At 51.3% G+C, this 23,403-nt stretch carries 23 protein-coding genes; 8 read left to right on the forward strand and 15 right to left on the reverse strand.

Annotated features, from left to right (window positions below; all coding sequences use genetic code 11):
- Positions 1-7: 7 nt before the first annotated feature.
- Positions 8-955 (forward strand): hypothetical protein, encoded by a 948-nt coding sequence (locus WFK81_RS02235; RefSeq protein WP_336784825.1) that lies wholly within the window; start codon positions 8-10, stop codon positions 953-955.
- Between the two features lie 17 nt (positions 956-972).
- Here the strand turns inward: WFK81_RS02235 and WFK81_RS02240 are convergent, their stop codons facing one another.
- The 4 genes from WFK81_RS02240 to WFK81_RS02255 all read right to left on the reverse strand — a co-directional run bounded on the left by WFK81_RS02240 (position 973) and on the right by WFK81_RS02255 (position 5,574).
- Entirely contained in the window at positions 973-2,901 is a 1,929-nt protein-coding gene (locus tag WFK81_RS02240; protein WP_336784826.1) for an ABC transporter permease, read from the reverse strand.
- On the reverse strand, positions 2,876-3,652 hold the full coding sequence (locus WFK81_RS02245; protein WP_336784827.1) for an ABC transporter ATP-binding protein: 777 nt from the start codon (positions 3,650-3,652) through the stop codon (positions 2,876-2,878). Before WFK81_RS02245 ends, WFK81_RS02240 begins: the two co-directional genes overlap by 26 nt.
- A 144-nt stretch (positions 3,653-3,796) precedes the next feature.
- Positions 3,797-4,855, reverse strand: coding sequence for a sensor histidine kinase (locus tag WFK81_RS02250; protein WP_336784828.1), 1,059 nt, complete (start codon positions 4,853-4,855; stop codon positions 3,797-3,799).
- A complete protein-coding gene (locus WFK81_RS02255; protein ID WP_336784829.1) occupies positions 4,852-5,574 on the reverse strand; it encodes a response regulator transcription factor in 723 nt (240 codons plus the stop codon). Before WFK81_RS02255 ends, WFK81_RS02250 begins: the two co-directional genes overlap by 4 nt.
- Positions 5,575-5,822: 248 nt before the next feature.
- On the opposite strand from WFK81_RS02255, the gene WFK81_RS02260 reads away from it, so the two are divergent.
- The 4 genes from WFK81_RS02260 to pstA all read left to right on the forward strand — a co-directional run bounded on the left by WFK81_RS02260 (position 5,823) and on the right by pstA (position 10,001).
- Positions 5,823-7,154 (forward strand): hypothetical protein, encoded by a 1,332-nt coding sequence (locus tag WFK81_RS02260; protein WP_336784830.1) that lies wholly within the window; start codon positions 5,823-5,825, stop codon positions 7,152-7,154.
- Between the two features lie 38 nt (positions 7,155-7,192).
- Positions 7,193-8,059, forward strand: coding sequence for a phosphate ABC transporter substrate-binding protein (locus tag WFK81_RS02265; protein WP_336784831.1), 867 nt, complete (start codon positions 7,193-7,195; stop codon positions 8,057-8,059).
- 86 nt (positions 8,060-8,145) lie between these two features.
- Entirely contained in the window at positions 8,146-9,099 is a 954-nt protein-coding gene (pstC, locus tag WFK81_RS02270; RefSeq protein WP_336784832.1) for a phosphate ABC transporter permease subunit PstC, read from the forward strand.
- Positions 9,096-10,001, forward strand: coding sequence for a phosphate ABC transporter permease PstA (gene pstA, locus WFK81_RS02275; protein WP_336784833.1), 906 nt, complete (start codon positions 9,096-9,098; stop codon positions 9,999-10,001). Before pstC ends, pstA begins: the two co-directional genes overlap by 4 nt.
- A gap of 502 nt (positions 10,002-10,503) precedes the next feature.
- Here the strand turns inward: pstA and erpA are convergent.
- Complete coding sequence (gene erpA, locus WFK81_RS02280) at positions 10,504-10,860, reverse strand: iron-sulfur cluster insertion protein ErpA (RefSeq protein ID WP_127495565.1); 357 nt, start codon at positions 10,858-10,860, stop codon at positions 10,504-10,506.
- 297 nt (positions 10,861-11,157) lie between these two features.
- Here erpA and mqnE point away from each other — a divergent pair, with 297 nt between their 5' ends.
- Both mqnE and WFK81_RS02290 read left to right on the forward strand, forming a co-directional pair.
- Entirely contained in the window at positions 11,158-12,261 is a 1,104-nt protein-coding gene (gene mqnE / locus WFK81_RS02285; protein ID WP_167200400.1) for an aminofutalosine synthase MqnE, read from the forward strand.
- A gap of 72 nt (positions 12,262-12,333) precedes the next feature.
- Entirely contained in the window at positions 12,334-13,401 is a 1,068-nt protein-coding gene (locus tag WFK81_RS02290; protein ID WP_336784834.1) for an NAD(P)/FAD-dependent oxidoreductase, read from the forward strand.
- On the opposite strand, the gene WFK81_RS02295 is transcribed toward WFK81_RS02290, so the two are convergent.
- Positions 13,398-13,634: a YuzB family protein gene (locus WFK81_RS02295; protein WP_336784835.1), complete on the reverse strand. Its 237-nt coding sequence runs from the start codon at positions 13,632-13,634 to the stop codon at positions 13,398-13,400. The two genes, WFK81_RS02290 and WFK81_RS02295, sit on opposite strands and share 4 nt — an antisense overlap.
- 87 nt (positions 13,635-13,721) lie before the next feature.
- On the opposite strand from WFK81_RS02295, the gene WFK81_RS02300 reads away from it, so the two are divergent.
- Complete coding sequence (locus WFK81_RS02300) at positions 13,722-13,964, forward strand: NifU family protein (RefSeq protein ID WP_015846404.1); 243 nt, start codon at positions 13,722-13,724, stop codon at positions 13,962-13,964.
- A gap of 54 nt (positions 13,965-14,018) precedes the next feature.
- Here the strand turns inward: WFK81_RS02300 and WFK81_RS02305 are convergent, their stop codons facing one another.
- From WFK81_RS02305 to WFK81_RS02345, 9 genes are all read right to left on the reverse strand, one after another.
- Positions 14,019-14,795, reverse strand: coding sequence for an SDR family oxidoreductase (locus tag WFK81_RS02305; protein WP_336784836.1), 777 nt, complete (start codon positions 14,793-14,795; stop codon positions 14,019-14,021).
- Between the two features lie 26 nt (positions 14,796-14,821).
- On the reverse strand, positions 14,822-15,529 hold the full coding sequence (locus tag WFK81_RS02310; RefSeq protein WP_336784837.1) for a Cthe_2314 family HEPN domain-containing protein: 708 nt from the start codon (positions 15,527-15,529) through the stop codon (positions 14,822-14,824).
- Positions 15,530-15,555: 26 nt separating this feature from the next.
- Positions 15,556-17,322 carry a UbiD family decarboxylase gene (locus WFK81_RS02315; protein ID WP_336784838.1) on the reverse strand — a complete coding sequence of 589 codons (1,767 nt, stop codon included), beginning with the start codon at positions 17,320-17,322 and terminating at the stop codon, positions 15,556-15,558.
- The gene (locus tag WFK81_RS02320) at positions 17,319-18,251 is read right to left on the reverse strand and encodes a COX15/CtaA family protein (RefSeq protein ID WP_336784839.1); all 933 of its coding nucleotides are present in this window, start codon (positions 18,249-18,251) and stop codon (positions 17,319-17,321) included. The genes WFK81_RS02315 and WFK81_RS02320 overlap by 4 nt, the downstream gene beginning before the upstream one ends.
- Positions 18,252-18,425: 174 nt before the next feature.
- Positions 18,426-18,773 (reverse strand): thioredoxin family protein, encoded by a 348-nt coding sequence (locus WFK81_RS02325; protein WP_336784840.1) that lies wholly within the window; start codon positions 18,771-18,773, stop codon positions 18,426-18,428.
- 31 nt (positions 18,774-18,804) lie between these two features.
- Positions 18,805-20,382 (reverse strand): copper amine oxidase N-terminal domain-containing protein, encoded by a 1,578-nt coding sequence (locus tag WFK81_RS02330; RefSeq protein WP_336784841.1) that lies wholly within the window; start codon positions 20,380-20,382, stop codon positions 18,805-18,807.
- A gap of 115 nt (positions 20,383-20,497) precedes the next feature.
- The gene (locus WFK81_RS02335; RefSeq protein ID WP_336784842.1) at positions 20,498-22,135 is read right to left on the reverse strand and encodes a putative polysaccharide biosynthesis protein; all 1,638 of its coding nucleotides are present in this window, start codon (positions 22,133-22,135) and stop codon (positions 20,498-20,500) included.
- A gap of 40 nt (positions 22,136-22,175) precedes the next feature.
- Positions 22,176-22,901, reverse strand: a complete 726-nt coding sequence (locus WFK81_RS02340) for a ThuA domain-containing protein (RefSeq protein WP_336784843.1) — start codon at positions 22,899-22,901, stop codon at positions 22,176-22,178.
- 13 nt (positions 22,902-22,914) lie between these two features.
- Positions 22,915-23,400, reverse strand: a complete 486-nt coding sequence (locus tag WFK81_RS02345) for a DUF456 domain-containing protein (RefSeq protein ID WP_127495576.1) — start codon at positions 23,398-23,400, stop codon at positions 22,915-22,917.
- Positions 23,401-23,403: the final 3 nt, after the last annotated feature.

A 23,403-nucleotide genomic window follows, 5' to 3' on the forward strand; every position in this document is an offset into this window, starting at 1 on the left:
CCTGCTTATGACAGATTCCTTATTTGATCGTTTGACCGAAGCAAAGGAACGCAAATACGAGCTTGAAAGGGCCATTCGCAGACAGGGTCAATTCCGTTCCCGGTTAAACGAATTGGAACGGCAAATCATCCGCCTGGAGCTTGATCTCGAATCAGAGCAGGCCGATGTCGATAAGCTCACGCGAATGACCCTGACGAATCTTTTCCATACGCTCCTGCGCAGCAAGGATGAACAGCTGGAAATGGAGCGCCAGCAGGCGCTTGCCGCGGCCCTCAAGCTTTCGGAAGCCAAGCAGGAACAGGATAAGCTGAAGGAAGAGATTATGCAGGCCGGAACGGTCATTACCGCGAATCTCGGCGCTGAACAGGATTATGACCGGCTGCTCAAGGAGCAGGAACAATTCCTAAGAAGCACGCCTGACAAAGCGGCGGAGCTGATGGCCATGGAAAGCGAGATCGCAGCCCAGCAGGTTATCGTACGCGAGCTGAACGAAGCTTTTACGGCAGGCAGACGGGTGCTTGCCTCACTGGAGCCGGCTATCGATAGTCTCGAAAAAGCGATCAACTGGGGCAATTGGGATACCTGGGGCAACGGAGGACTCATTTCAACCCATATCAAACACGAGCATATAGACGATGCAAAAGCATCTATCGCAGCAGCGAATCATGAGCTGAAGAGCTTCCGGGATGAGCTTGCGGATCTGAAGCGCAGCCTGGATATCCAAGTCGACATCAGCGGCCTGCTCAAGTTCGGAGACTATTGGTTTGACGGTCTGATCACGGACTGGATCGTGCAGAAGCGGATCAAGGAGACTCAGGACCGCACCTGCGAAGCCGCCCATGAGGTCAGAACAGTGGTGAGAAAGCTGCAGGCGGAATATACGGCCGCGGAAGCAGCCCTCAGCGGGTTAAAGACAAAGCGGATTTCTTGGCTGGAGCAACAGCAATCCACATAAAAAAAACGGCCGGCGCCTTAAGCGCTGGCCGTTCCTCTATTCAATCCTTTGGAATAACTCATGCTTGCAAGCAAGAAGTAGATCGTCTGCATCACAACAAAGATGCCGATAATAACAAACGAATACAGCCACACGCTGGATTCCATCAATCCGTCCAACGCCTTCATCGCAAACAACGCATGAATGGTGCCAACCAAGCAGGGCAGATAGAAAATAATGCCGATCTGGGTCACCGTTATTTTCCGGATCTCCTGCCTTGTCATTCCGATCCGTTTCAACGCGTTGAACTGTGCCTGATCCTCCTGCAGCTCCGTAAACATCTTGAAGTAAATCAAGCTGCCCGATGCGATAAAGAAGAGCAAGCTGATAAACAGGCCGATAAACAGCGTAAGCGAGCTGGTTTCTTTCATGTTGGCGAAGTTGTCCGCCCGATTACGGCTGATCTGCCCTTTAAGATCTTCCTTTACTTGCAGCTTCTTAATAGCCGGACCGGCGTTCTCCCAATCCTTCACTTCATAGCCGTACCAGACAAGCTGCTCGCTTTCCGGGACATTGGCAAGAAGCTTCTTATAGTCGCCGTCCTCTACAATAATAGTCATCCAGTTAAAATCGGTCTGATTCATGACGCTGTCGGAATGGTCCGCCGCTACGGGGTAATCAATCGTCGTGTCCTTTACCTTCCCCTGAATCCTTTCAATGGGAGGGTTGAAGGATCCAGGCATAGCTACCATCCCCGGCTTCAAATGGATCCTCTTTTTCCCTTGCGCTTCCGCTAAGCGATTATAATCGGACTCCGAGATCACCATGGTATCCGGATTATAGTCGATGTTGTTCCCGTTGCTCCGCGTCAGCTTGATATGGGTTACGCTGGCTCCGGCGACAATTTTCTCATCGGTAACGGGATGTCCCGCTTCGCGAAGATGCGTCTTCAGCTCCTCCGGATCAATCACATCATGGCTTTGAAGCCCTTTCTCCATCACGGCAACCGCATAAGGATAGAACTGGTAAATCTGCTGTTTGGCGCTGATCTGCATCAAATAAAACGTACCGGATGCAGTAAGAATAACCGCGCTCATAATCGAGACCATAAACAGAATACGAGCGTTATCCTTCAGCTTGTAGCCAAGCTGCGACAGAACTACCATATTCGTACGGTTATAGAAGAACGTATGGCGCCTCTGCAGGAAACGAATAAGCAGCACGCTGAACTGCGTAAACAGAAAGTAGGTTCCGACCGTCACCGTCACCAGGATGAGAAGCGACAAATATAAGAAGTTAAACGAATCTAACATAACCGCCATCGTGTATCCTGCGCCAAGCGATACAAGCGCCAGCGCAACAAGCCAAGGCGAGAATAGCAGCATGCCTTTTGGCTTGCGTCCAGCCTTAAACAGCTCGATCAGCTCGGCTTTGCCGATCCGAAGAGAGGTAAGTACGGCAATCGCGACAAACAGAACAAAGAAGCCAAGCCCCGTCATTCCAACCGCCTTCAGCGGAGCGGCGAACGGTATCGGGTCCGTAACCTTCAGGAACACCGATAAAGCCATAAAGAACAGCTTGCTGAACAGCATGCCAAGACCGATCCCAACCCCGATGGACAGAATAGCCAAAGCAATGCTTTCATAGATAACAAGCTTTCTAAGCTGCGCTTTGGTCATCCCGAATAAGGACAATAAACCAAACTCCTGCTTCCGTGTTTTAAGAAAAGCCGAGTTGGAGTACAGGACAAACAAGAATGAGAAGATACCGATGATGTACAGGCAGAACAACATCCCTCTTCTTACCTTGGCCGCCTGCTCAATATGCCCGTTTACTACGTCCGGATGAAAAATAAACGACGAATACATATAGAAGATCAACACGGAAAATACGCAGCTTAGGAAAAAGGCGCTGTAGGAACGCCAATTTCCTTTCATGTTGCTAAGCGCGAGCGAACGGAACGTCATCGAAATTACCTCCCAGTACACTCAAAGAATCCAGAATCTGCTGGAAGAACGCCTGACGGTTCGTTCCTCTCCGGATTTCGCTGAACAGCTTGCCGTCCTTAATAAAGACAATGCGTTTGCAATAGCTAGCCGAGAACGGATCATGCGTCACCATCAGAACCGTTGCTCCAAGGCGCTCGTTCATATCCTTCAGCGCGTCCATGACATCCTTCGCCGCTTTGGAATCGAGGTTGCCTGTCAGTTCGTCGGCAAGCACCAGCGCAGGCTGGTGAATGATTGCCCGGGCAATAGCGGCACGCTGCTTCTGTCCGCCGGACACTTCATACGTCCGCTTGTCCAGAATTTTATCGATATTAAGCATAATCGCCAGCGGCCTCAGCTTCTCTTCGATAACGCGCGGCGCTACGCCTTCCAGCACCAGTGGCAAAATAATGTTTTCCTTAATCGTCATCGTATCAAGCAGGTTGAAATCCTGAAACACAAAGCCCAGCTCTCTGCGGCGGAATAACGCCAGCTTCTTGTCGCTTAGCTTGCCGGGCTGTATGCCGTTAATCTCCAGCTCGCCGGATGTCGGACGGTCAATCGTGGCGAGCAGGTTAAGAAGCGTTGTTTTCCCGCTGCCCGAAGGTCCCATGACGCCAACAAATTCTCCCGCTTCAATGTTCAGATCGATATCCTCAAGTGCCCTATAGGACATGTTCCCTTTTGAATGATAAATCTTTCCAATCCCTTTCGTACGCAATACACTCATCGTAACAGCCTCCCCAAGACTTGCTCATTTGTTTTGATTATGGACTCAGTATAACTCCATCCGTCCTGATCAACCCATCGATTTACCTTTCAATTGGAGGCTTTGAACCTTACGATTTTGTCATATTCCGAACACATTGGCGTATTAACGCAACAAATGGATCCCTTCAGGGCGGAACACAACCGTAACCTTCGTACCGGCGCCAACCTCTGATTCGGCATACAGCTCATGCCCCAGACGGCAGCATACCTGCTTGGCCAAGTAAAGCCCCATCCCCGTTGATTCCTCAACCGCACGGCCGTTCTCTCCGGTGAAAAACGGATCGAAAATCCTTGGCAGGTCATGCGCCTCAATCCCGATTCCTTCATCTATAACAGACAGCCTGACGGCACTTAAATCAGGCTCCTTCTCAATGCTGACAATCAGCTTCTTCGAGCCCGGCTTGCGCTTTGAATATTTAATCGCATTGCCAATCAGCTGATTCAAGATAAACGTCAGCCATTTCTCGTCGGTCTCCACAACCGCCTCTCCGTCAACCCGAGGGAATATAGCATGCCGGATGCAGAGCTGCTTGTGCGCGTTTATTACGCTGCGTGCCGCTTCATGCAGGGGAACCGAACGGGGATGCAGATCAAACTCGATCTTGTCGAGCCTCGCCGTATGCAGCATCATATCGAGTCCCCTTGTCATTCTGCCGGTCTCTTCGCGGATGCTTTGCAGTCTTTCCGTATGGGCAGGTGGATCATCCCGTTCCTGCAGCGCTTCCTGGACAAGCAGATCAATAACCGACACCGGAGTCTTCATATGATGCACCCACTGCAAGACGAAATGATTATGCTGCTCCTGCTGCCTGCGGTACTGGCTGAGCTCGGTCAAATACGCGCCGTATTGCGCGGCCAACAGCCTCTGCACGGCAATCTGTTCTTTGGTGATCCCGGAAGTAATCACCATCGAAGCCTTTAGCTCCGTTCCGTGTTCAATCGCATCCCGAAGCTGCTTGTAGTAGCTGCGCTGACGAAGGAAGTCCACGGCTAGTCCAATAACCAGCAGGAAGCCCGCAAGCTCGGCGTAATAATAGACAAGGCCCGCGTCCGCTCTTTCATAACGAAGCTTATCGAGAGAAAACATCGCGCAAGCCAGAATGGAGCCTAACAGGTAGGTTGCGATCAGAACTTTACGGTCCCAAAGATAAGCACGAATCATGCTTTGGCCTCCTGCAGCGCTTCGGCGCTCAGCCGGTAGCCTTGCCCCCGAACCGTCTCAATCGCTTTTATAATGCCGATTTCTTCGAGCTTCTTGCGCAGGCGGGTGACATTGACGGTTAACGTATTGTCATCCACAAACTGAACATCATCCCATAACGCCTCGAGCAGCTGCTCTCTTGCCACGATTTCATCGGGTTTCTTCATAAAAGCTTCGGCCAGCAGTCTTTCGTTCTTCGTCAGCTCGGTCCGCTCTCCCTGCCATTCCAGCTCGTTGCGGCTAAGATTAAGACGCAGTCCGTTCAATTCGAGCTCTGCGGATGCCGCCGCCGAAGCGGCCGAAGCCGCGGCATATTCCCCGTAAGCCCGGCGCAGCGCACCCTTTACCTTTGCGAGCAGCAGATCCAGATGAATTGGCTTCGAGAGATAATCGTCTCCGCCATTTTCGATAGCCATCACCTGGTCCATTTCTCCTTCGCGGGCTGAGATAAACAAAATAGGCACGTTAGACCTTGTCCGGATTTGCCTGCACCAGTAAAAGCCGTCGAAATACGGCAAATTGATATCTAGCAGCACGAGATGAGGATCATACGACGCAAACTCCCCCAGCAAATCCTTGAACTGAGCGGCCCTCTTCGCTTCAAATCCGTATTTCTCCATCGTTGATTTCAGGATAGCTCCTATTTTGTCATCGTCCTCGATGATAAATATCCGATACATTTCGACATTCCTCCTCTTGTCATTTTTAGGATAGCAATTTCAACATTTCCTATCAACTTAGGCCTTTCTTCACAAAATCATTACAATTTCTAAATAATGGGATAATAATCCGCTGTTAGACTAGCTTTGAAATCGAAATAGTTCCGACGCGGCTTGACGGGGGGGAAAATCAAGGCCATTCATACATACCGGCGTAGTGCCGTCGGACCTAGCAATTATTCGAAAATAAGAAAGGTGACGAACTACAAATGAAAAAAGCAGTAGTCATTTCCGTGCTCGCAACAGCAATTGGAGCAGCAGCTGTTACACCAGTAATGGCGCAATCGGCCGTACAAACGGCACAAGCGGTTCAAGTCGGTTCCATTACCGTATCCATCAACGGCAATTCTGTCGCAATCCGCACGATTGACGCGCAAGGCGTAACACTCGCTTCCGTTCGCGATCTGGCGAAAGCTCTTGAAGCTTCCCTGAATGTTTCGGGCAGCACAATTACCGTTCAGTTGAACCACAATGTTGTTAAGCTGAGCAATGCCGTGACGGTTAACGGCACAGCATTCGTTGAGCCGGTAAGCTTTCTTGGCAAGCTGGGCGCAGGCTACTCGAACGGCAACATCACTTCGGTCAAATTCCTCGAGAATGTCGATCAAGTGACATGGGTAAATGCTTCGAAGCTGATCGCATCGATCACTGGCGAGAACGGCCGCGAAGATTATCTGGTTGACGCTGCGACAGGCAAAAATGAACTGCTGCTTACTTCGTCCGATAGTTCCGAGCTGATCGTGTCCCCGGATGGTTCGAAAGCCGCTTATTCCGAAGAAGACGGCACGGTTAACGTCATTGATCTGAGCACGAAACAATCGACAAAAGTAAGCACGGATACATCGATTAAAAACGAGATGGTGTTCTCGGCTGACGGAAGCTCGATCTTCTTCTTCCAAGGCGACAAAAACTCCGTTATCTGCAAGCTCAGCCTGGCTGACGGCAGCGTAACGAAAGTTCTGGAAGACAAAGTCGACTACAAAACAAACCTTGCGGTTTCCGCTGACGGCACTAAAGTAGCCTACTTCCAAATCAAACAGCCTGTTGTTAAAAACGACGCTACGGACGTAAGCAAGGACGATGTTACGATCGACCCGACAGGTACGGAAACGCAAGCATTCTTCTACGACTCGGCTAAAGGCGACAACAAACCGGTTCAGCTGACGAAGGATGCAAGCGACAAGGCGTTCCTGGAACTGTCCGCTGACGGTTCGAAAGTTTACTACGTAAGCATCAGCGACGACAACGCAGGCAGCGTTGCTTCCGTAAATACAGCTACTCTTGCAGCAACAAACCTGTATAACGCAGAAGACGTATACCAATTGAACCAAGCTGACGGCAAGCTGATCCTGCTGACGGCAAAAGGCGATGCAAACAGCATCAACGCGCTTGACCCTGCAACAGGTACCGCAAGCAAGCTGTACGGCGTATCGGATGCGGTATCCGAGCTGATCGTATCGGGCAAAGGCAATATCGCCGCAATCAGCAACGGCCAGCTGGCTGTTCCGGTTAACGGCAAATTCACAACGATTACACGCTAATTGACAAAAATTAACATCTTTTTAGGAGGATAAATGAAATGAAATTGAAATGGCTTAAAGTGGCTACGGTAGCCGCTCTTATCGCAACAATCGGCTTTGGCTCCGTTCAAGCTCCTACAAAAACAGAAGCAGCAAGCAAGCTGTCCGGCAAAATCGTCATCAATGGCTCTTCCGCCCTTCTTCCGCTTACTCTTCAAGCGGCTAACGAATTCAAAAAGCTGAATCCGAAGGTTAAAATCTCCGCTTCGGCAGCCGGTTCCATCACGGGTCCTCAATCCGTGCGCAAAGGTATCGCCGATATCGGCGCGGTTGACTGGGATGCTACGCAAGCCGTTCCCGGCTTCGAAGCTTTCACAGGCCAAGTCGCTAACAAAGTAGCGGTTACTCCTTTCGCTGCTGTTGTAAATAAGGACGTTACCGCAACAAACCTGACTACGAAACAGCTGCAAGACATTTTCTCCGGCAAAGTAACGAACTGGAAAGAAGTAGGCGGCAAAGATGCTGATATCATCGTCGTTAACCGCGCATTTGGTTCCGGTACCCGCGTTAACTTCCAACAAAAAGCTCTGAACGGTACGGACTTCATGACAAAGGGCTCCAACTATAAAGAAGTTAAAACAAGCGGCGACATGAAAACAGCCGTTGAATCGACTCCGGGCGCTATCGGCTACCTCGACTTCGCTTACATCACTTCCAAAATGACTGGCGTAAGCATCAACGGCGTTGCTCCAACCGTAGACAACGTAATCAACGGCAAATACAAAGTTTGGGGCTATGGCTACTACATGACTAAAGGCCAGCCTACAGGCGTTGTTAAAGAATTCATCAAATACGTGCAAAGCGCTAAGTTCCAAAACGGTTCGCTGAAAAAGCTCAAGTTCATCCCGCTTTCCGCAATGAAATAATCCTAGTTAATCGAAAATAGGTAACGGCGGCCGTCTTTCGCGAAGCGACAGGCGGCTGCTTGCTACCGAAGGAGCCGATCAATAACATGTTAGATACTTCATCCACTGCGGGCCAGATTGATCTGGGCGGCAGTCTTTTGACGGGAAGCGGCAAGCCGTTTGACCGCAGGAAACGGTTGTTTGTGATGAACCGCCTGTTCCGTTACGTTTGTATTGCTTGCGCCGGTTTTGTATGTCTGATCCTTTTCCTTATCCTTGCCCTCATGTTCCGCACAGGCGTGCTGACGTTTGGCGATGTGTCCTTCTCCGAATTTTTCCTGTCTACGGAATGGAGTCCGGAGACCGAGCAATACGGCGGATTGTTATTCATTTTCGGCACGTTTGCCCTTACTTTGCTAACTTTGATCATATCAGTTCCGCTCTCGCTCCTGATCGCGGTCTTTCTGTCGACCTTTGTTCCGCCATGGCTGAAAAATACGCTTCGTCCCGTCATGGACCTGCTCGTCGGCATACCGTCCGTTGTCTACGGCTACCTGGGCTTAACTGTTCTTATTCCCCTCATCCGGGACGTTACCGGTACGGGTATGGGCGACGGCCTGCTTGCCGCGTCTCTTGTATTGACCATCATGGTTCTGCCGACAATCAGCCGGATCAGCGATGACTCGATCACTGCCGTACCGAAGAAATTCAGCGATGCGTCCTATGCCCTTGGCGCTACCCGCTTCCAGACCGTCTGGAAGGTGCTTATCCCTTCCGCCCGCAGCGGGATTATGTATGCCGTTATTCTTGGCATGGCCCGCGCAATCGGCGAAACGATGGCGGTTGTTATGGTTATCGGCAATACCCCGCAAATCGCGGACAGCCTGCTTAAGCCTACGTCGGTATTGACAAGCAACATCGTTATGCAGATCGCTAACGTTCCGTTCGATTCAACCTGGAACTATGCGCTGTACCTGATGGGCTTCCTGCTGCTTGCCATTTCGCTTCTGATGATCGTAGGCGTACGCTGGCTGCAACGGAGAGGAGTTCAACAACAATGAGCCATGTAAACACCGCAGTAAATGCAAGCAATCCTTTCCGCGGCAAAAGAGGAATCAACAGCTTTAACAACCGTCTGTTTACGATTCTGGTCTGGACCGTTGGCATCGCTATCGTTCTCTTTATTCTCGGGCTTTTGTTCCTCATTCTTAAGGATGGCCTTCCGAAGCTCTCCTGGAGCTTCCTGTTTGGCCTGCCTAGCGAAATCGAAGAAGGCGGCGGCATAGGGCCAGCCCTGCTGAACTCCTTCTACATCCTGTTCCTGTCGCTTATCATCTCTATTCCGCTTGGAATGGCGGCAGGCATTTATCTTGCCGAGTTTGCGCCGGACAACAAGCTGATCTCCTTTGTGCGGATTTGCGTAGAGGGGCTCGCTTCCGTACCTTCGATCATCTTTGGTTTGTTTGGCATCGCGTTGTTCGTTGAGATGTTCCAGCTTGGCCTGACGATTCTCGGCGGCGCTGTCAGCTTGGCGTTCTTGAACCTGCCGGTCCTGACGCGCGTAACCGAAGAATCGATCCGTGCCGTGCCGAAGGAACTGAAAAATGCCTCCTTCGCGCTGGGGGCTACGCATTTACAGACGATCGTTCGCGTCCTGATCCCTGCAGCCATGAACGGAATTATTACGGGGATCTGTCTTGTCGCGGGCCGCGCCTTTGGCGAAAGCGCCGTTATTATTCTAACTGCCGGCGTTACGACCTCCGGAGAAATGTGGGATTTCAGCCTCTTCTCGCCGGGCGAGACGCTTGCCGTGCACCTGTGGTATGTCCAGTCGGAGGCTATCGTTCCGGACGCCCAGGATATCGCACAGAAGTCTGCGGCGGTACTCGTGTTCTTCGTTCTGCTCATCAACCTGGTGTTCCGTATTCCTCTTTGGCTGAATTCTCGTAAGATGACGAGGTAGCGCTGATAGTCGGTTGGTGACCACTGCGAAAGTGAACGCTCCTTCGACCGCTGTTGCATTCGGATTGTTTGAACAAGGTTTCAAGGTTACAATCCGAATACAAAGGCGGGCACTTCGTTCCTCAAGAGCATTCACTTACTCCGTTCCGCCTTCGACTTCTTTTTTGACAGAAAAACGGCGTCACAGGTAAGTGTACCTCGTGACGCCGTTTTGGTTTTGGTATGAACGGGACAGGTTGTGTTAGCAACCTGTCAAATTTGGTCAAAAAAGGCTGGCTGAGCCTGGCCTTTTGCGAACGCTTTTGTTTGGCTTCGCCAAACAGGCGGAGCAAAAGAATGTTCTGGAGAAACGGAGTGCTCGCTTTTGTTCCCGGAATCGTACCTTGTACGATAAATTCATAGATTCCGGGAACAATGGCGATTGGAAGAACATTCTATTGCGCAGCCTGCATACTGGCGAATCCCCAATAAAAAAGCTGAGCACAGGCGTGCTCAGCCATCCATCAGCAGTCGCTATCCGGCTTGCCAGCCGCCGCAGCGGTGCGGAAGCTCGAGCCGCATCCGCATGTTGCGGTTGCGTTCGGATTTTCGATCGTAAAGCCGCCGCCCATAGCCGACTCTTTCCAATCGATGATAAGACCGTATAGGTATTTCAAGCTTTCGTCGTCTACGACTACCTTCAGGTCAGCGACCTCCATCGACTTGTCGTTCTCGTTCTCTTCGTCGTCGAAGCCCATGCCGTAGGAGAAGCCCGTACAGCCGCCTTCCTTCACGCCAATGCGCAGGAACAGCCCGGGAGTACCTTCCTCCTCGAGCATTTCTTTAATTTTGTCAGATGCCGATTCACTAATCGTGATCATGCTTCTTCCCTCCTCTATATAAATAAGAATAAATGTATCGTTGTAGTTACAGTATACTCCTCTTCCTCCGCTTCCTCAAGAGATGAGAGCCTTCCTATTGGAACGAGTTGAAGACTTTAGGTGTTGCCGCCTTTTGCGTACGGGTTTATAATAATGGAAGCTTTCTTAATCGGATGAGCAAGTTATTTTTTTCACAAAGGCATAGCCTAGATTTATTCCACTCTTCCTAGAACGGTAAATGGCAGCATGCCGCAGCACTACACATAACTAACTTTTGAGAAAAAGGAGGTTGCCAAGATGAACATCGCCATTCCATCTGATAACAAGCAAATGCAGTCGATTATCGACAAAGTCCGTAACGGGGAACGCCTCACATTGGAAGACGGGGTATTCCTGTATCAATCGGATGATCTGCTTACGATTGGGCAACTAGCTAATGAAGTTAACCTTCGCAAGAACGGTAAAAAAGTTTATTTTATCGAAAACATGAGCTTGTACTTTACGAACGTCTGCGAAGCGCATTGCGCATTCTGTAACTTCCGCAAAGACGAAGGCGCACCAGGCGCCTATACCTTATCCGGTCAAGAAATGATTGAGTACGTTGAGCAGCACTTCCACCCCGGTGTAAGAGAATTTCATATTGTAGGCGGGCATAACCCACATGTTCCGTTCCAATATTACGTCGATTCCCTGAAGGCATTAAACGAGCGCTTCCCTGAAGTAACGCTTAAAGCCTACACAGCTGCGGAAATCGACTTTTTCTCGCGTATCAGCGGCTTAAGCTACAAGGAAGTATTGGAAGAGCTTATGAAGGTCGGCCTGAAATCGCTGACCGGCGGAGGCGCAGAAATATTATCCGATCATTACCGCAAAAAAATGCGCGTCGATAAAGCCGACGTCAGCCAATATTTAGAGGTGCACCGCACCGCTCATAATCTTGGCATGCGCACGCATACGACCATGCTGTACGGGTCGATTGAATCGCATGAGGATCGCATCCGCCACATGATTCAGATCCGCGAGCTTCAAGACGAAACCAACGGGTTCCAGGTATTTATTCCATTGTCTATGCAGCCGATTAATCCGAAAGCCGGCATCCGTCGCCGCAACTCGGCGTTCGAGGATTTGAAGACGATCGCGATCAGCCGCTTGATGCTGGACAACATTCAGCATATTAAAGCTTACTTCATCAACATCGGAACGCAGCTGACCCAGGTCGCGCTGACGATGGGCGCATCCGACGCTCACGGCACCATTGTAAAAGAAAAAATCAGCCATGCCGCAGGCGCGCTTACGCCTGAAGGCATCACGCGTGAGGATCTCTTATGGCTCATTAAAGGAGCCGGACGTATCCCAGTGGAGAGAGATACGTTCTATAACGAAATTAAAGTATATGAGTAATCACGCGGCTAGACGCACATATTAGGCACACAACAAGTCATTCATCATTTTTGGAGTTGGGTAGGGAATCATATGAGAAAATTTGTAATTTTGGGCGGAGGTTACGGCGGTCAGGCTATCGCGGCAGACGTGATCGACAAACAGCTGCCAATCGACGTTGAAGTTATCCTTGTAGACCGCATGCCTTATCAAGGCCTTAAAACAGAGTATTACGCACTTGCAGCCGGTACGGTTTCAGATATGGAGATCCGCGTGAAATTCCCGCAGGACCCGCGTCTGACAACCCGTTTCGGGGAAGTTGTAGATATCGACCTGGACAAAAAGCTTGTTTACCTGGAAGGTCAGGATCCAATCGATTACGAATGGCTCGTGATTGGACTTGGCTGTACGGATAATTACCACGGCATCGAAGGCGCGGAAGAGTTCTCGACCAGTATTCAAACCCTTTCGAATGCGCGCAAAACTTACCAGCTGCTGAACGATGTGAAGCCTTATGGTCAAGTATCGATCATCGGAGGCGGCCTTAGCGGCGTAGAAGTGGCTGCGGAGCTGCGCGAAGCCCGTTCCGACCTGAACATCCGTATCATTGACCGCGGACCAAGCGTCATGTCCGCCTTCCCTGGACCGCTGCAGAAGTTTGTGGCTTCCTGGTTCAGAGAGCATGAAGTGGAGATGCTCAGCCATATTTCGTTATGCCGTCTTGAGCAAGGCGCTTTGCATGACGCGAATGCGAATCAAACGATTCTAACCGACGTAACGGTATGGACAGCCGGCATTCAGCCGATTGAAATCGTACAGCGCATGAATCTGCCGAAGGACAAACAAGGCCGTCTTATCATCAATGAATATCATCAGCTGCCGGACTATACCGATGTGTTTGTTTGCGGCGACTGCGCGTCTCTGCCATTCTCCCCTAGCGGGCAAGCGGCCGGCGCGCAAGGCAAGCAAATCGCTGAAGTTATTCATGCCATTTGGAATAACAAAACGCCTAAGCTTGGCAAAATCAAGCTGAAGGGCGTAATGGGTTCCCTTGGCAAGAAAAGCGGCTTTGGCCTCATGGGCAGCACGCCAATGATGGGTAAAATTCCGCGTTTGATCAAGAGCGGTATTCTCTGGAAATCGAAACGCCACTTCGGTTAATTTTGCTTTAAGCTGATGGATTCGCGAATACGGCGTTCCAGATCCTTTATGGATTCGGCAGCGATAATTCTGCCGTCAACTAACGCGAATGGCTTCAAATAACATTCTCCGCAGTTGCCGAGACAGCCGTATTCCACCACCTTCAGCCGATCGTCTTGTTCGAACTGCTTCATAATGCCTTCCGTTCCGTGATGCATGTTGCCGTTGCAGAACTCGATAAGCGGTTTTGACAATTTTTTGATCACCTGGCCTTAACGGTTGATATCCATTTTCATTCCTCGCACTTTGTACTATAATAGGGGAGAAAGGAGATGATTGCAATGAGTCAAGCACAAGATACAATGTACGACGAAGTATTGGACGTACTGGATAAATTGCGTCCGTTCCTGCAACGCGACGGCGGCGACGTAGAACTGGTAGACGTAGAGGACGGCATCGTTAAACTTCGTCTGATGGGTGCATGCGGAAGCTGCCCAAGTTCGACAATTACGCTGAAAGCCGGCATCGAGCGCGCGCTGCTCGAGGAAGTTGAAGGCGTACAGGAAGTCGTTCAGGTATTCTAACATGCAAAGAGTCTTGCCCGCTACAAGCAGGCAAGACTCTTTTTTTGTTCCTTATCATACGATAATGTTCGAACGAATCGCATCGAAACCGCCGGTCACGTTTATGATGCTGCCGGTCAAATAATCCGATCTTGATTGACAGAGGAAGCCAATCACTCTCGCGATATCTTCACCGGTTCCCGGTCTGCCGACCGGCGACTCGAGATCCTTTTCGCAAGCCGCCTCGTCGATCGTCCGCTCCTTGTTTAGGCCTCGTATATCGCCCGGCGATACCATGTTGACGGTAATGCCACAAGGCGCCTCTTCGACCGCAAGCGATTTGGTGAAGGAGACGAGACCTGTTTTTGCCGCCGCGTACACGGCCCTGTGAGGCCATGCTCTGGCTTCGTCCGCATGTCCGAAGCCAAGATGGATAATACGCCCCCAGCCCCGCTTGCGCATGCCTGGCAGCAGCTTATGGTCCAGCAGCATAACGCCAAGCAAATTGCCATTTAACAGTTGAATGATAACGTCTTCACTATAATCCGCGAACAAGCGACGCTCGCGTATGAACGGGCCCGCGTTGTTCACCAGAATATCGATGCCGCCATTCCAGGCTTCCGCTTCAGCCGCCAGCTGCGCTACCCCTGCCGGAACGGATATATCGCCTTGCATGGCGGTTGCTTTTACGCCCAGCCGCTCGATCTCGCGCTGAAGCTCCAGCGCCTCCTGCCTGCTCCCCAGATAGTTTAACACGATGCTGCAGCCAAGACTTGCGAGCTGCAATGCAGTCCGTTTGCCAAGCCCCTTGGCGCTTCCGGTTACAAGCGCCGTTCTGCCCATCAGCTCCACGAGCATTCCTCCTCGCGATTTTAAGCCTACCTGGTTCGTATCAGTCTGCAAGCATAGTCAAAGGTTAGGCGTAATGATCCTGTCACCATTTGCAGTCCATGCTGGAGATCGTCCGATTGTGCATCAATATTTTCAAGCTGTACTTCCTGTCCGTACATTTTATGTGCCTGCGCAAGATCATCCTGCATTTCCGTATTCATGTAATGAATCTCGGTATTGCGTCGCTTCCGCAGCCGTCCCATCGGTTCCTTCAGGCTTTCCTTGATGTCGTTCAGCTTCCAAGTCAAATCCGGATGAGCCTTCTTGTCGCGCATGTTGCGCAGAACCGTGAAGTAGGAAAAATGAGGCTTGATCCTCTCCGTCTTCATATCAAGCATGTCATTAAGAAGGATGCTCAGCTTATCCAGCAGGGCAAAAATGCGGATAAACGCGTTTTTGTCAAAATAAACGTAACGCTGATAATTAAGCTCCTCCTCCTCCGACATTTGGCTCACGGAAGACGATACGATCTTCTCCTTAAAGCGGCTAGCCGCATAGCAGCTTTGCTCGATTTCGTTCAAGGAAGCGATCAGCCCTTTCGTCCACACCTCATACGTACGGAGCTTATGATCGTTGTCCTTGCCCGCTTCGATCTTCTCATGCAGAATGGCGATAAACTGATTCATCAGCTGTAACGTTTCCGCAAGGCGGCCTTGCGGCTCCCTTTCCGGTTCGTCAAATAGAAAACGCAGCATAGGCCGTCCCCGCCTCTCTTCGCAACTTAGGATTTGAAGTACTCGTTCCATCTGCTGTCAACCAGCTTGGTAATATCCTCGCGCGTGAACAGCTCTGCCGGATAACCCGGCTTCATTCTCGCATCGATCACGATTGGCAGCTTGTAGCCAAAATGATGGCGGCGAATTTCGGCATTCGCGTAAATATCATCGGCCGGATTAAACCGCGTGAACACCGTCCATAAGAAGGACGTTTGCCCATGGGCAACGTTTGCGTCGTCTACAAGAATAACAAGAGGCCATTCCGTACCGCGTTCCGACAGCCTTGACAAGAGACGCTCCGCAAGCTGCGGCTCTGCTTCATAGGATGCGCCGGATACGACGAGGCATCCGCGGCAATACACCTGAGCGTTCGTAATTTCCTCGATCACGCCTTCCTCATAGCTTGAAGGCAGCTCTCTGACAGGCTTTCCGACGCCAAGCATAACCGCTTTGCTTCCGTGATTAAACTTGCCGCTCGTATAATCCAGCGTATCGTGGGAGGTTTCATCGAATACAAACAGATCCGTCTGCGGCTGGAACCGCTCAAGCACGGTCTCGAGCAATACGTCGAACCTCGACAGGTCAATAGGCTGATCCGTCAGCATCAGGAACTTGGTCAAGGTCAGCTGGCCTTGGCCCAGAATGCTGAAGGCTGTCGACAGCGCCTCGCGGGAATAGGATTCCCGGACAACGGCTGCGGCAAGCGCGTGTACGCCGGCTTCCGCATAAGCCCACAGCTCATGCACGCCCGGCATAACCATCGGGAAGGCCGGGGCCAGAAGGCGCTGCAAGTATTCCCCCAGATAATAATCTTCCTGACGCGGCTTGCCCACAATCGTTGCGGGATAGATCGCATCCTTGCGGTGCCAGACGTGGTTGACATTAAAGACCGGGAAATCATGGATAAGCGAGTAATAACCGAAATGATCGCCAAACGGGCCTTCCGGACGGCGGAGATGCGGCGGCACTTGCCCGCTGATGACAAACTCCGCTTCCGCCGGAATGCGGTGCTTGCTGTGCGGGTCGGATACAACCGGCAGCTTGCCGCCCAGGATAAGCGAAGCCATTAAAAGCTCCGGCAGATGCTCCGGTAGCGGCGCAATCGCGGAAGCGATCAAAGCCGGCGGCCCGCCGAGGAAGACGGATACCGGCAGCGCTTCGTTCCGCTGCTCGGCTTCATGATAGTGGAAGCCGCCGCCTTTATGTATTTGCCAATGCATGCCGGTCGTTGAATCGTCAAAGATTTGCATGCGGTACATCCCTAGATTATGCGCTTTGCGGGATTTTAAGCTCTCCGTATAGACAAGAGGCAAAGTAATAAACGGACCGCCATCTTCCTGCCAGCTTGTTACGCGCGGCAGACCGGCCAGCGGATTCTGACGCTTCAACACTTGCAGAATAGGCGCCGTACCGCTTGGCACTTCCTTCATGCCTACCTTCAGCATGTCCCAGATCAGCTTTTTCTCACCCCATAAAGCTTTTGGCGTTGGCGGCATGATACGATCCGCAGCGCCAACAATCTGCTTCATGATCTCTTCCGGGCGTGTACCAAACGCAAGGTCAACCCGGCGGCTTGTCCCGAACATATTCGTCAGAACGGGAAAAGGACTGCCCTTCACGTTGGTGAAAAGCAGTGCCGGTCCTTCCTCTTCGATAACGCGGCGGTGAATTTCCGCCAGCTCCAGATAAGGATCTACTTGCGCGTCGATAACGAGCAGATCATTCTCCTTTTTTAATACCTCAACAAATTCACGCAGGTTCTGAAAACTCAAGCGTTCTCCCGTCCTTCCCGCAGCCGCCAGGAACGTATCAGCATATCACACAATATCCCAAACAAGCCCGTTATAATTAAATTATGAAGCAGGTTCGTAAACAGGAACCAGTCATCGTTGCCGATTGTCTCCGTCAGAAACGCACCGCTCAGGATTTGAGCGATAACCAGGATCAAAGCCCAGCCGGCAGATTTCGTAAGACCTTTGCCTTTTCCGCTGATTTTGCGGACGTGGATATATAGACCAACTAGAGCAAGACCAAAAATAAGTGCACCTAAACGATGGATAAAAACAGCTGCCGTCGCGCCTTGAAGCTCTGGCACAACCTCGCCGTTGCATAACGGCCAGCCCAGACAGCCGCCTGCCGACTCGGTATGGCGGATATAGGCGCCAAGATAAACAACAATGTAGCAGAAGATCGTCACAGCCAACATTCGGGGATAAATAGCGCGAGGCACGGTAAACTCCACGGGCTTGCCGTCCTTCACGCGGTATGACCAAACAACGAGCAGCAATGTAAATGCAAATGCAATTAAAGAAATACCAAAATGAATAGCCATTACCGCGTCAGACTGATACCATACGACAGCTGCGGCGCCCATAAGAGCTTGAATGATCGTAAATAGCAGGGCTCCGCTCGCGTAGATAACCGGCTCTTTGTAATCCGCATTGTTTTTACGGAACAACAGGTATATGGCAATAAAGGCTGCCACAACGAGCAAACCTTCAAATCCGGTAATTAGACGGTGAGAAAATTCGATTGCGGTTTCCATTGTATACGCAGGAATAAATTTACCGTTGCAAAGCGGCCAATCATCACCGCATCCGCGTCCGGATCCGGTATTTGTAACTAATGCTCCGGCAAGAAGAACAAAAAGCATTCCGATGCACGATGCGAGAGCAAGCGCGCGAAAACGGCCGGTAACCATAATAAAATCACCTTATTTCGGGTTTTGTTGTCACCTCATTATAGCCATTATAGGGGTCAAAAGCCATGTTGAAAATGTGACACTTCCTAGGGTGTGACAGTTCCGTGGCAATGATGCGCCGACATAAAAAGTGCGGCTTAGGAGGAGCTCCTTAAGCCGCATAATTGCCGTTTATTAATCTTGAGGTAAAGCGTCTGCCACCTGTACCGCGCGGTCCAGAAACTGTTCGATTTCTTCGCGCGTCTTGCGCAGCTTGTTGACATACCGGATCAGCTCTTTGCCGTTACGGAAGGCAATAAAGCTCGGAATGCCAAGAATGTTCAGCTCGGAGCAAAGATCGGGCAATTCATCCCGGTCGATCTCATGGAACGAGATTTTGCCGCTGTATTGCTGCTCTACATCCGGCATAAACGGATCGATGTAATGACAGTCCGCGCACCATGTCGTTTTGAATACGACCACCGTAATCCCATCGCCTTGAACGGCTTCCCGGAAGGCTGCGTCCGTTGTCAGTTTGTTCATCGTTGTTATCCTCCCTGCTCTTGCAGATAAATTAATGTACTACACGCTCGATGACAAAGGTATCGCTGCCCCAGCTGTCATCCCAATGAACCTTTGCTCCAAGCGCTTTTGCGAAATCGCGTCCTGCTACATACAATGTGCCGTCAACGGTTTTGGCTACAAACGACCATGTCGCTGCTTTGCCATTAACCGTTACGCGGTCAGAGCCTTCCTTCAGAACGATCGTCGTATTGGTCGCTTCGTCATAGACGGTTACCTTCTTCGTCTTTTTATCATATTTCACCGAAGCGCCAAGCTCTTCAGCCACTTTGCGCAGCGGAACGATCGTTACGTATTTAGGAGTAACAATGGCCGGGTAAAGGCGCGAATCAACGGGCAGCTCAACCGTCTGCTCTCCGATGCCCATCTGATCGAGCAAAGAGTAGGCAGCCGATTGCTTGTCGAACATGCGAAGGAACTGATAGCCCTGCATGGAACCGAACTGATCGGAATGGATAGCTTTATTAGGAATTACCGGCGCATCGGCTTGTACCTTACCGTTAACGTTCCACAGTTCGCTCTCCATATGCAGCGACAGACCATCAAGCGGGAACAAAGCTTCATCGCTTGGTTTAAACGTTACGTCGACAACCTGCTTGCGGATATCCATCTTGCTGTCTACGTAGAGCTCCGCTTTAATCGAAGAGTCATCGTTGAAGATCGCTTTAAGATCATCTCCGCCTTCTTCCTCCATCGCCTTCAGCTCTTCCTGAAGCGATGCAAACGCAGCTTCCAGCTCGTCCGTCATTTCCTTAACCATATCATCGGTTGTTGGCATATCCAGTCCGGTTTGCTCTAACGGGTTCATGCCGATTTCTTCCCAGAACTCCGGATGACTGCTCATAATCGCTACGATTTCTTTCACGAATGTTTCGAGACCTTGGCGGTCGCTTGCAAGAACATCCACATATTTCTTTATCCATACCCAGATATCGGTACCGCTCATCTCAGCTTTCACATGGAACAAGGATGTGTTAACGCCATTGATAGGCTCCTGAACCGCGTTTACCGAAATTTTGTCCGGATTAGGCAGATTATCGATAAAGAAGGACGTTGCGCTGTCCAATACCTCTTTGCCGATTGCCGTTACCGATTCGTCATCCGAACCTGCGGCCGTCTCGCCAAGCCCTGCAGTACCCAGCATTGAGCCAATGCCGGCTCCCGTTACGTCAAGCACGATAGGGAGCTTCGCGCCTTCCACCTCGATAACCGCAGTTGTATCCGACTGCTTGATCGAGAAGCCGATGCCGACGTTATCGCCGAAAATCAGTTTGCCCGCGTAGGACGCGTGGCTTGCATCCTGAACCTTCACGCTATCTAACTGAAGCTTCATGTTCGAGAGTAATTTCATGAGAGCAATATCTTCTTCAGGCATTCCTTCATACGCTTCTTCGTTCATAAGAAGCTTCAGCTCTACCGACTGCTTGCTTTCCGCGGAGGTCACTTTAAGCGTGTTTTTCAATACGGTGTTAAAATCCACGCCCTGAATCGCCTGACAGCCTGCAACGATGACAAGCGCAAGCGCCAAAATCAGGATGATCCCCCTCTTGAATCTTTTCAGACTTCTCAATTTACAAATCTCCCTTCACAGCCAGTAATAGATAGATTAATAGAGCTATAACTCTATCTATTGTACTTGAGGTTCAGGGAGGTTGTAAATGTATGGAAATCAGTGATTTCTGTCGTTATTTCTGAGCTTGCGTGCGTCCAAGCGCCTTCAGAAGCAGAACAAACAGTTTACGCAGCGGCCCCGGGAAGGACTTCGCATCCTCCATAGTAACGACGCGGAGCAGCACAAGCAGAACCAGATATAGAACCCCGATAACCGCGCCGGCCGCGACTGCGGAGACCAGGTACGTCAGCTTGTCCGGCCAGCTGCCAAGCAGATGGCGGATTCCCGCCTCGGTTCCCCAGCCTGCCGCAACGGATACTACGATGGTCACCAGGTAAGAAGGCCAGCGGCTGCCAAGCACCGTGAACTTCACTTCCCTGCGGATCGCCTCGATGTTCATCCATGTCATCACGACAAAGCAGACGCTTGTCGCCACAATAACGCCATATACGCCATATGTCGGGGCAAGCGCGTAGCTGCACAGGATTTTCAGCCCGATGCCTACGAAAGTATTCATCATCGGGATACGGGCTTTCCCAAGCCCGAACAAAATCGAGTTGCTTGTCATCATTGTAATCTGGAAGATGGTACCCGCCGTCAAGGCAGCAACGATGCCGTAACCTCTAGGTCCCGTGAAAATTAGTCCCGTAACCGAATACGATGCGGCGGCAAGCGTTAAGGCTGCCGGCACGCCGGTGAACAAGACGATTCGCATAACGAGGGAGGTCTGGCGCTCCACCTCGGCCATATTCCGCAAGGAATAAGCCGATGAGATAACCGGAATGATCGACGTGCTGAGCGCGATGGCCAGAATCGGCGGAATGCCCGCAACCGTCTGCGCCTTGAAGCTAAGATCCCTTAATACCAGCAGCGCGTCATGATAGCCGTAATACGATTCCGTTAGACGGACGAATAAGGACGAGTCAAACGTATAAATAATTTGCACGGTCATCGCCGTAATGACAATCGGAATGGACATCGTGAAGATTTCGCGGTAAATGGACCGGAAAGGAATCTTCGCTGCGGCCTTTACCGCTTCGATATCCACCGCCGGCCGATCCGCCAGATCGCCCCGGCGCAGCTTTGCCGCATAATACAGCATGACCAGCAAAGCACCCACGCCGCCAATCACGTTGCCGAACGATGCTGCGGCCGCGCCCCATTTTTCGCCCCAGTCAATCGAAACGACATAATAAGCGAGCGCAACGCCTACGATAACGCGCAAAATCTGCTCCACGATCTGCGACATGCCGCCCGCCATCATGAACTGACGGCCTTGGAAGTAACCCCGCATCATCGCGATAATCGGGAAAATAAGCAGCGTTGGCGCAACCGCGCGGATCGCCACCTCCGCGCCTGGCGTCTTGGCGATATGCACGGCATAATACGGAGCCGCCGCGTAAAGAGCAATCGTCAGGATGACGCCGGTTACGACGCCAAAGAGCAGCGCGGCCTGATAAACCCGCTTCGCTTCATGCTCGCGGCCCAGCGCGTAACGCTCCGACACCATCTTGCTGATGGCGCTCGGAAGACCGCCCGTTGCCACGACAAGCAGCGTCAAATACACGTTGTTCGCGACCGCGAAATAAAGCCCGCCGTTCTCGGTCAGGATATGATCAAGCGGAACCCGCTGAAAGATCCCCAGAAAACGGGCAATCAGCGCGGCTGCCGCCAGAATTAACGTACCTTTTATAAGAGAATCTTTTTTCATGTTGTCCTTCTCTTTCTATAATTACTTGCCGGAGTGCAGATTAAGCTTGGCCTTTGATTGGCTCCAGAGGCTGATGGTTGCCGCGGACCGGCTTGCCTGCCTGGGAAGGAGCCGCCCACTTCACGCCGTTCCGGATAATCTGCAGCACATGCGGATGATAATAAGTCGGATGCGTCTCGTGACCCGGACGGAAGTAGAAAATCTTGCCTTGACCGCGGAAGAAGGTGCAGCCGCTGCGGAATACTTCCCCGCCTTCGAACCAGCTTACGAATACCAGCTCGTCTGGAGCCGGAATATCGAAATGCTCGCCGTACATTTCCTCATGGTCGATCGTCACGTATTCCGGAATGCCCGCGGCAATCGGATGGGCCGGATTAACGGTCCAAATCCGTTCTTTTTCGTTAGCCTCGCGCCATTTCAGGTCGCAGCCCGTACCCATCAGCTTTTTGAAAATTTTCGAGAAATGGCCGGAGTGAAGAACGATAAGCCCCATGCCGTCCATTACGCGTTGATGTACCCGCTCCACGATCGCATCGTCTACGCGGTCATGACCCATATGTCCCCACCAGATCAGAACGTCGGTGTTGTTCAGCTTTTCTTCCGTAAGGCCGTGCTCCGGCTCCTCGAGCGTTGCGGTTTGAACCTCGATGCCCTCCGAGCGGATCCCCTCGGCAAGCGCGTTATGAATGCCGTTCGGATACACCGCTTTTACCTCTTCATGCTCTTTCTCGTGCAGAAACTCGTTCCATACCGTTACTTTTACCATTTGCTCCATCTCCTTAGTTGGCCATTAACCAAATAATAAATAACGCGATCATTGCTGCCTGAAGAATGATTTTGACAACGACACTGGTTAATAACCCAACCAATGAGCCGATGCCGACCTTAAACGATTTCTCGATATTGGAGCCCACCGCAAGTTCCCCGATCACGGCGCCGGCAAATGGACCAATAATAAGGCCAAAGGCAGGAATAACGAATGGACCTAGTATAAGCCCTATCGTACTGCCGATGATAGAGGCCTTGGAACCCCCGAACCGGTGAACCCCCCACGCGCTGACCGCATGGTCGGCTATGACCAGTACGATGAGGATCAAGGTCTGCACCGTCCAGAACACCCAGCCAAACGGCTTGAACGAGAAGAAAAAGCCATATACGAAGAAAGCGCCGTATATCGCAAAGACCCCCGGCAGAATCGGCCAGACCGCCCCGGCCATCCCGACAACGAATAAAATGACAACCAGCGACCAGCCTAAAATATCCACTTA

It is taken from the genome of Paenibacillus sp. MMO-177 (genome assembly GCF_037147795.1).
In the GTDB taxonomy this organism is placed as follows: domain Bacteria; phylum Bacillota; class Bacilli; order Paenibacillales; family Paenibacillaceae; genus Pristimantibacillus.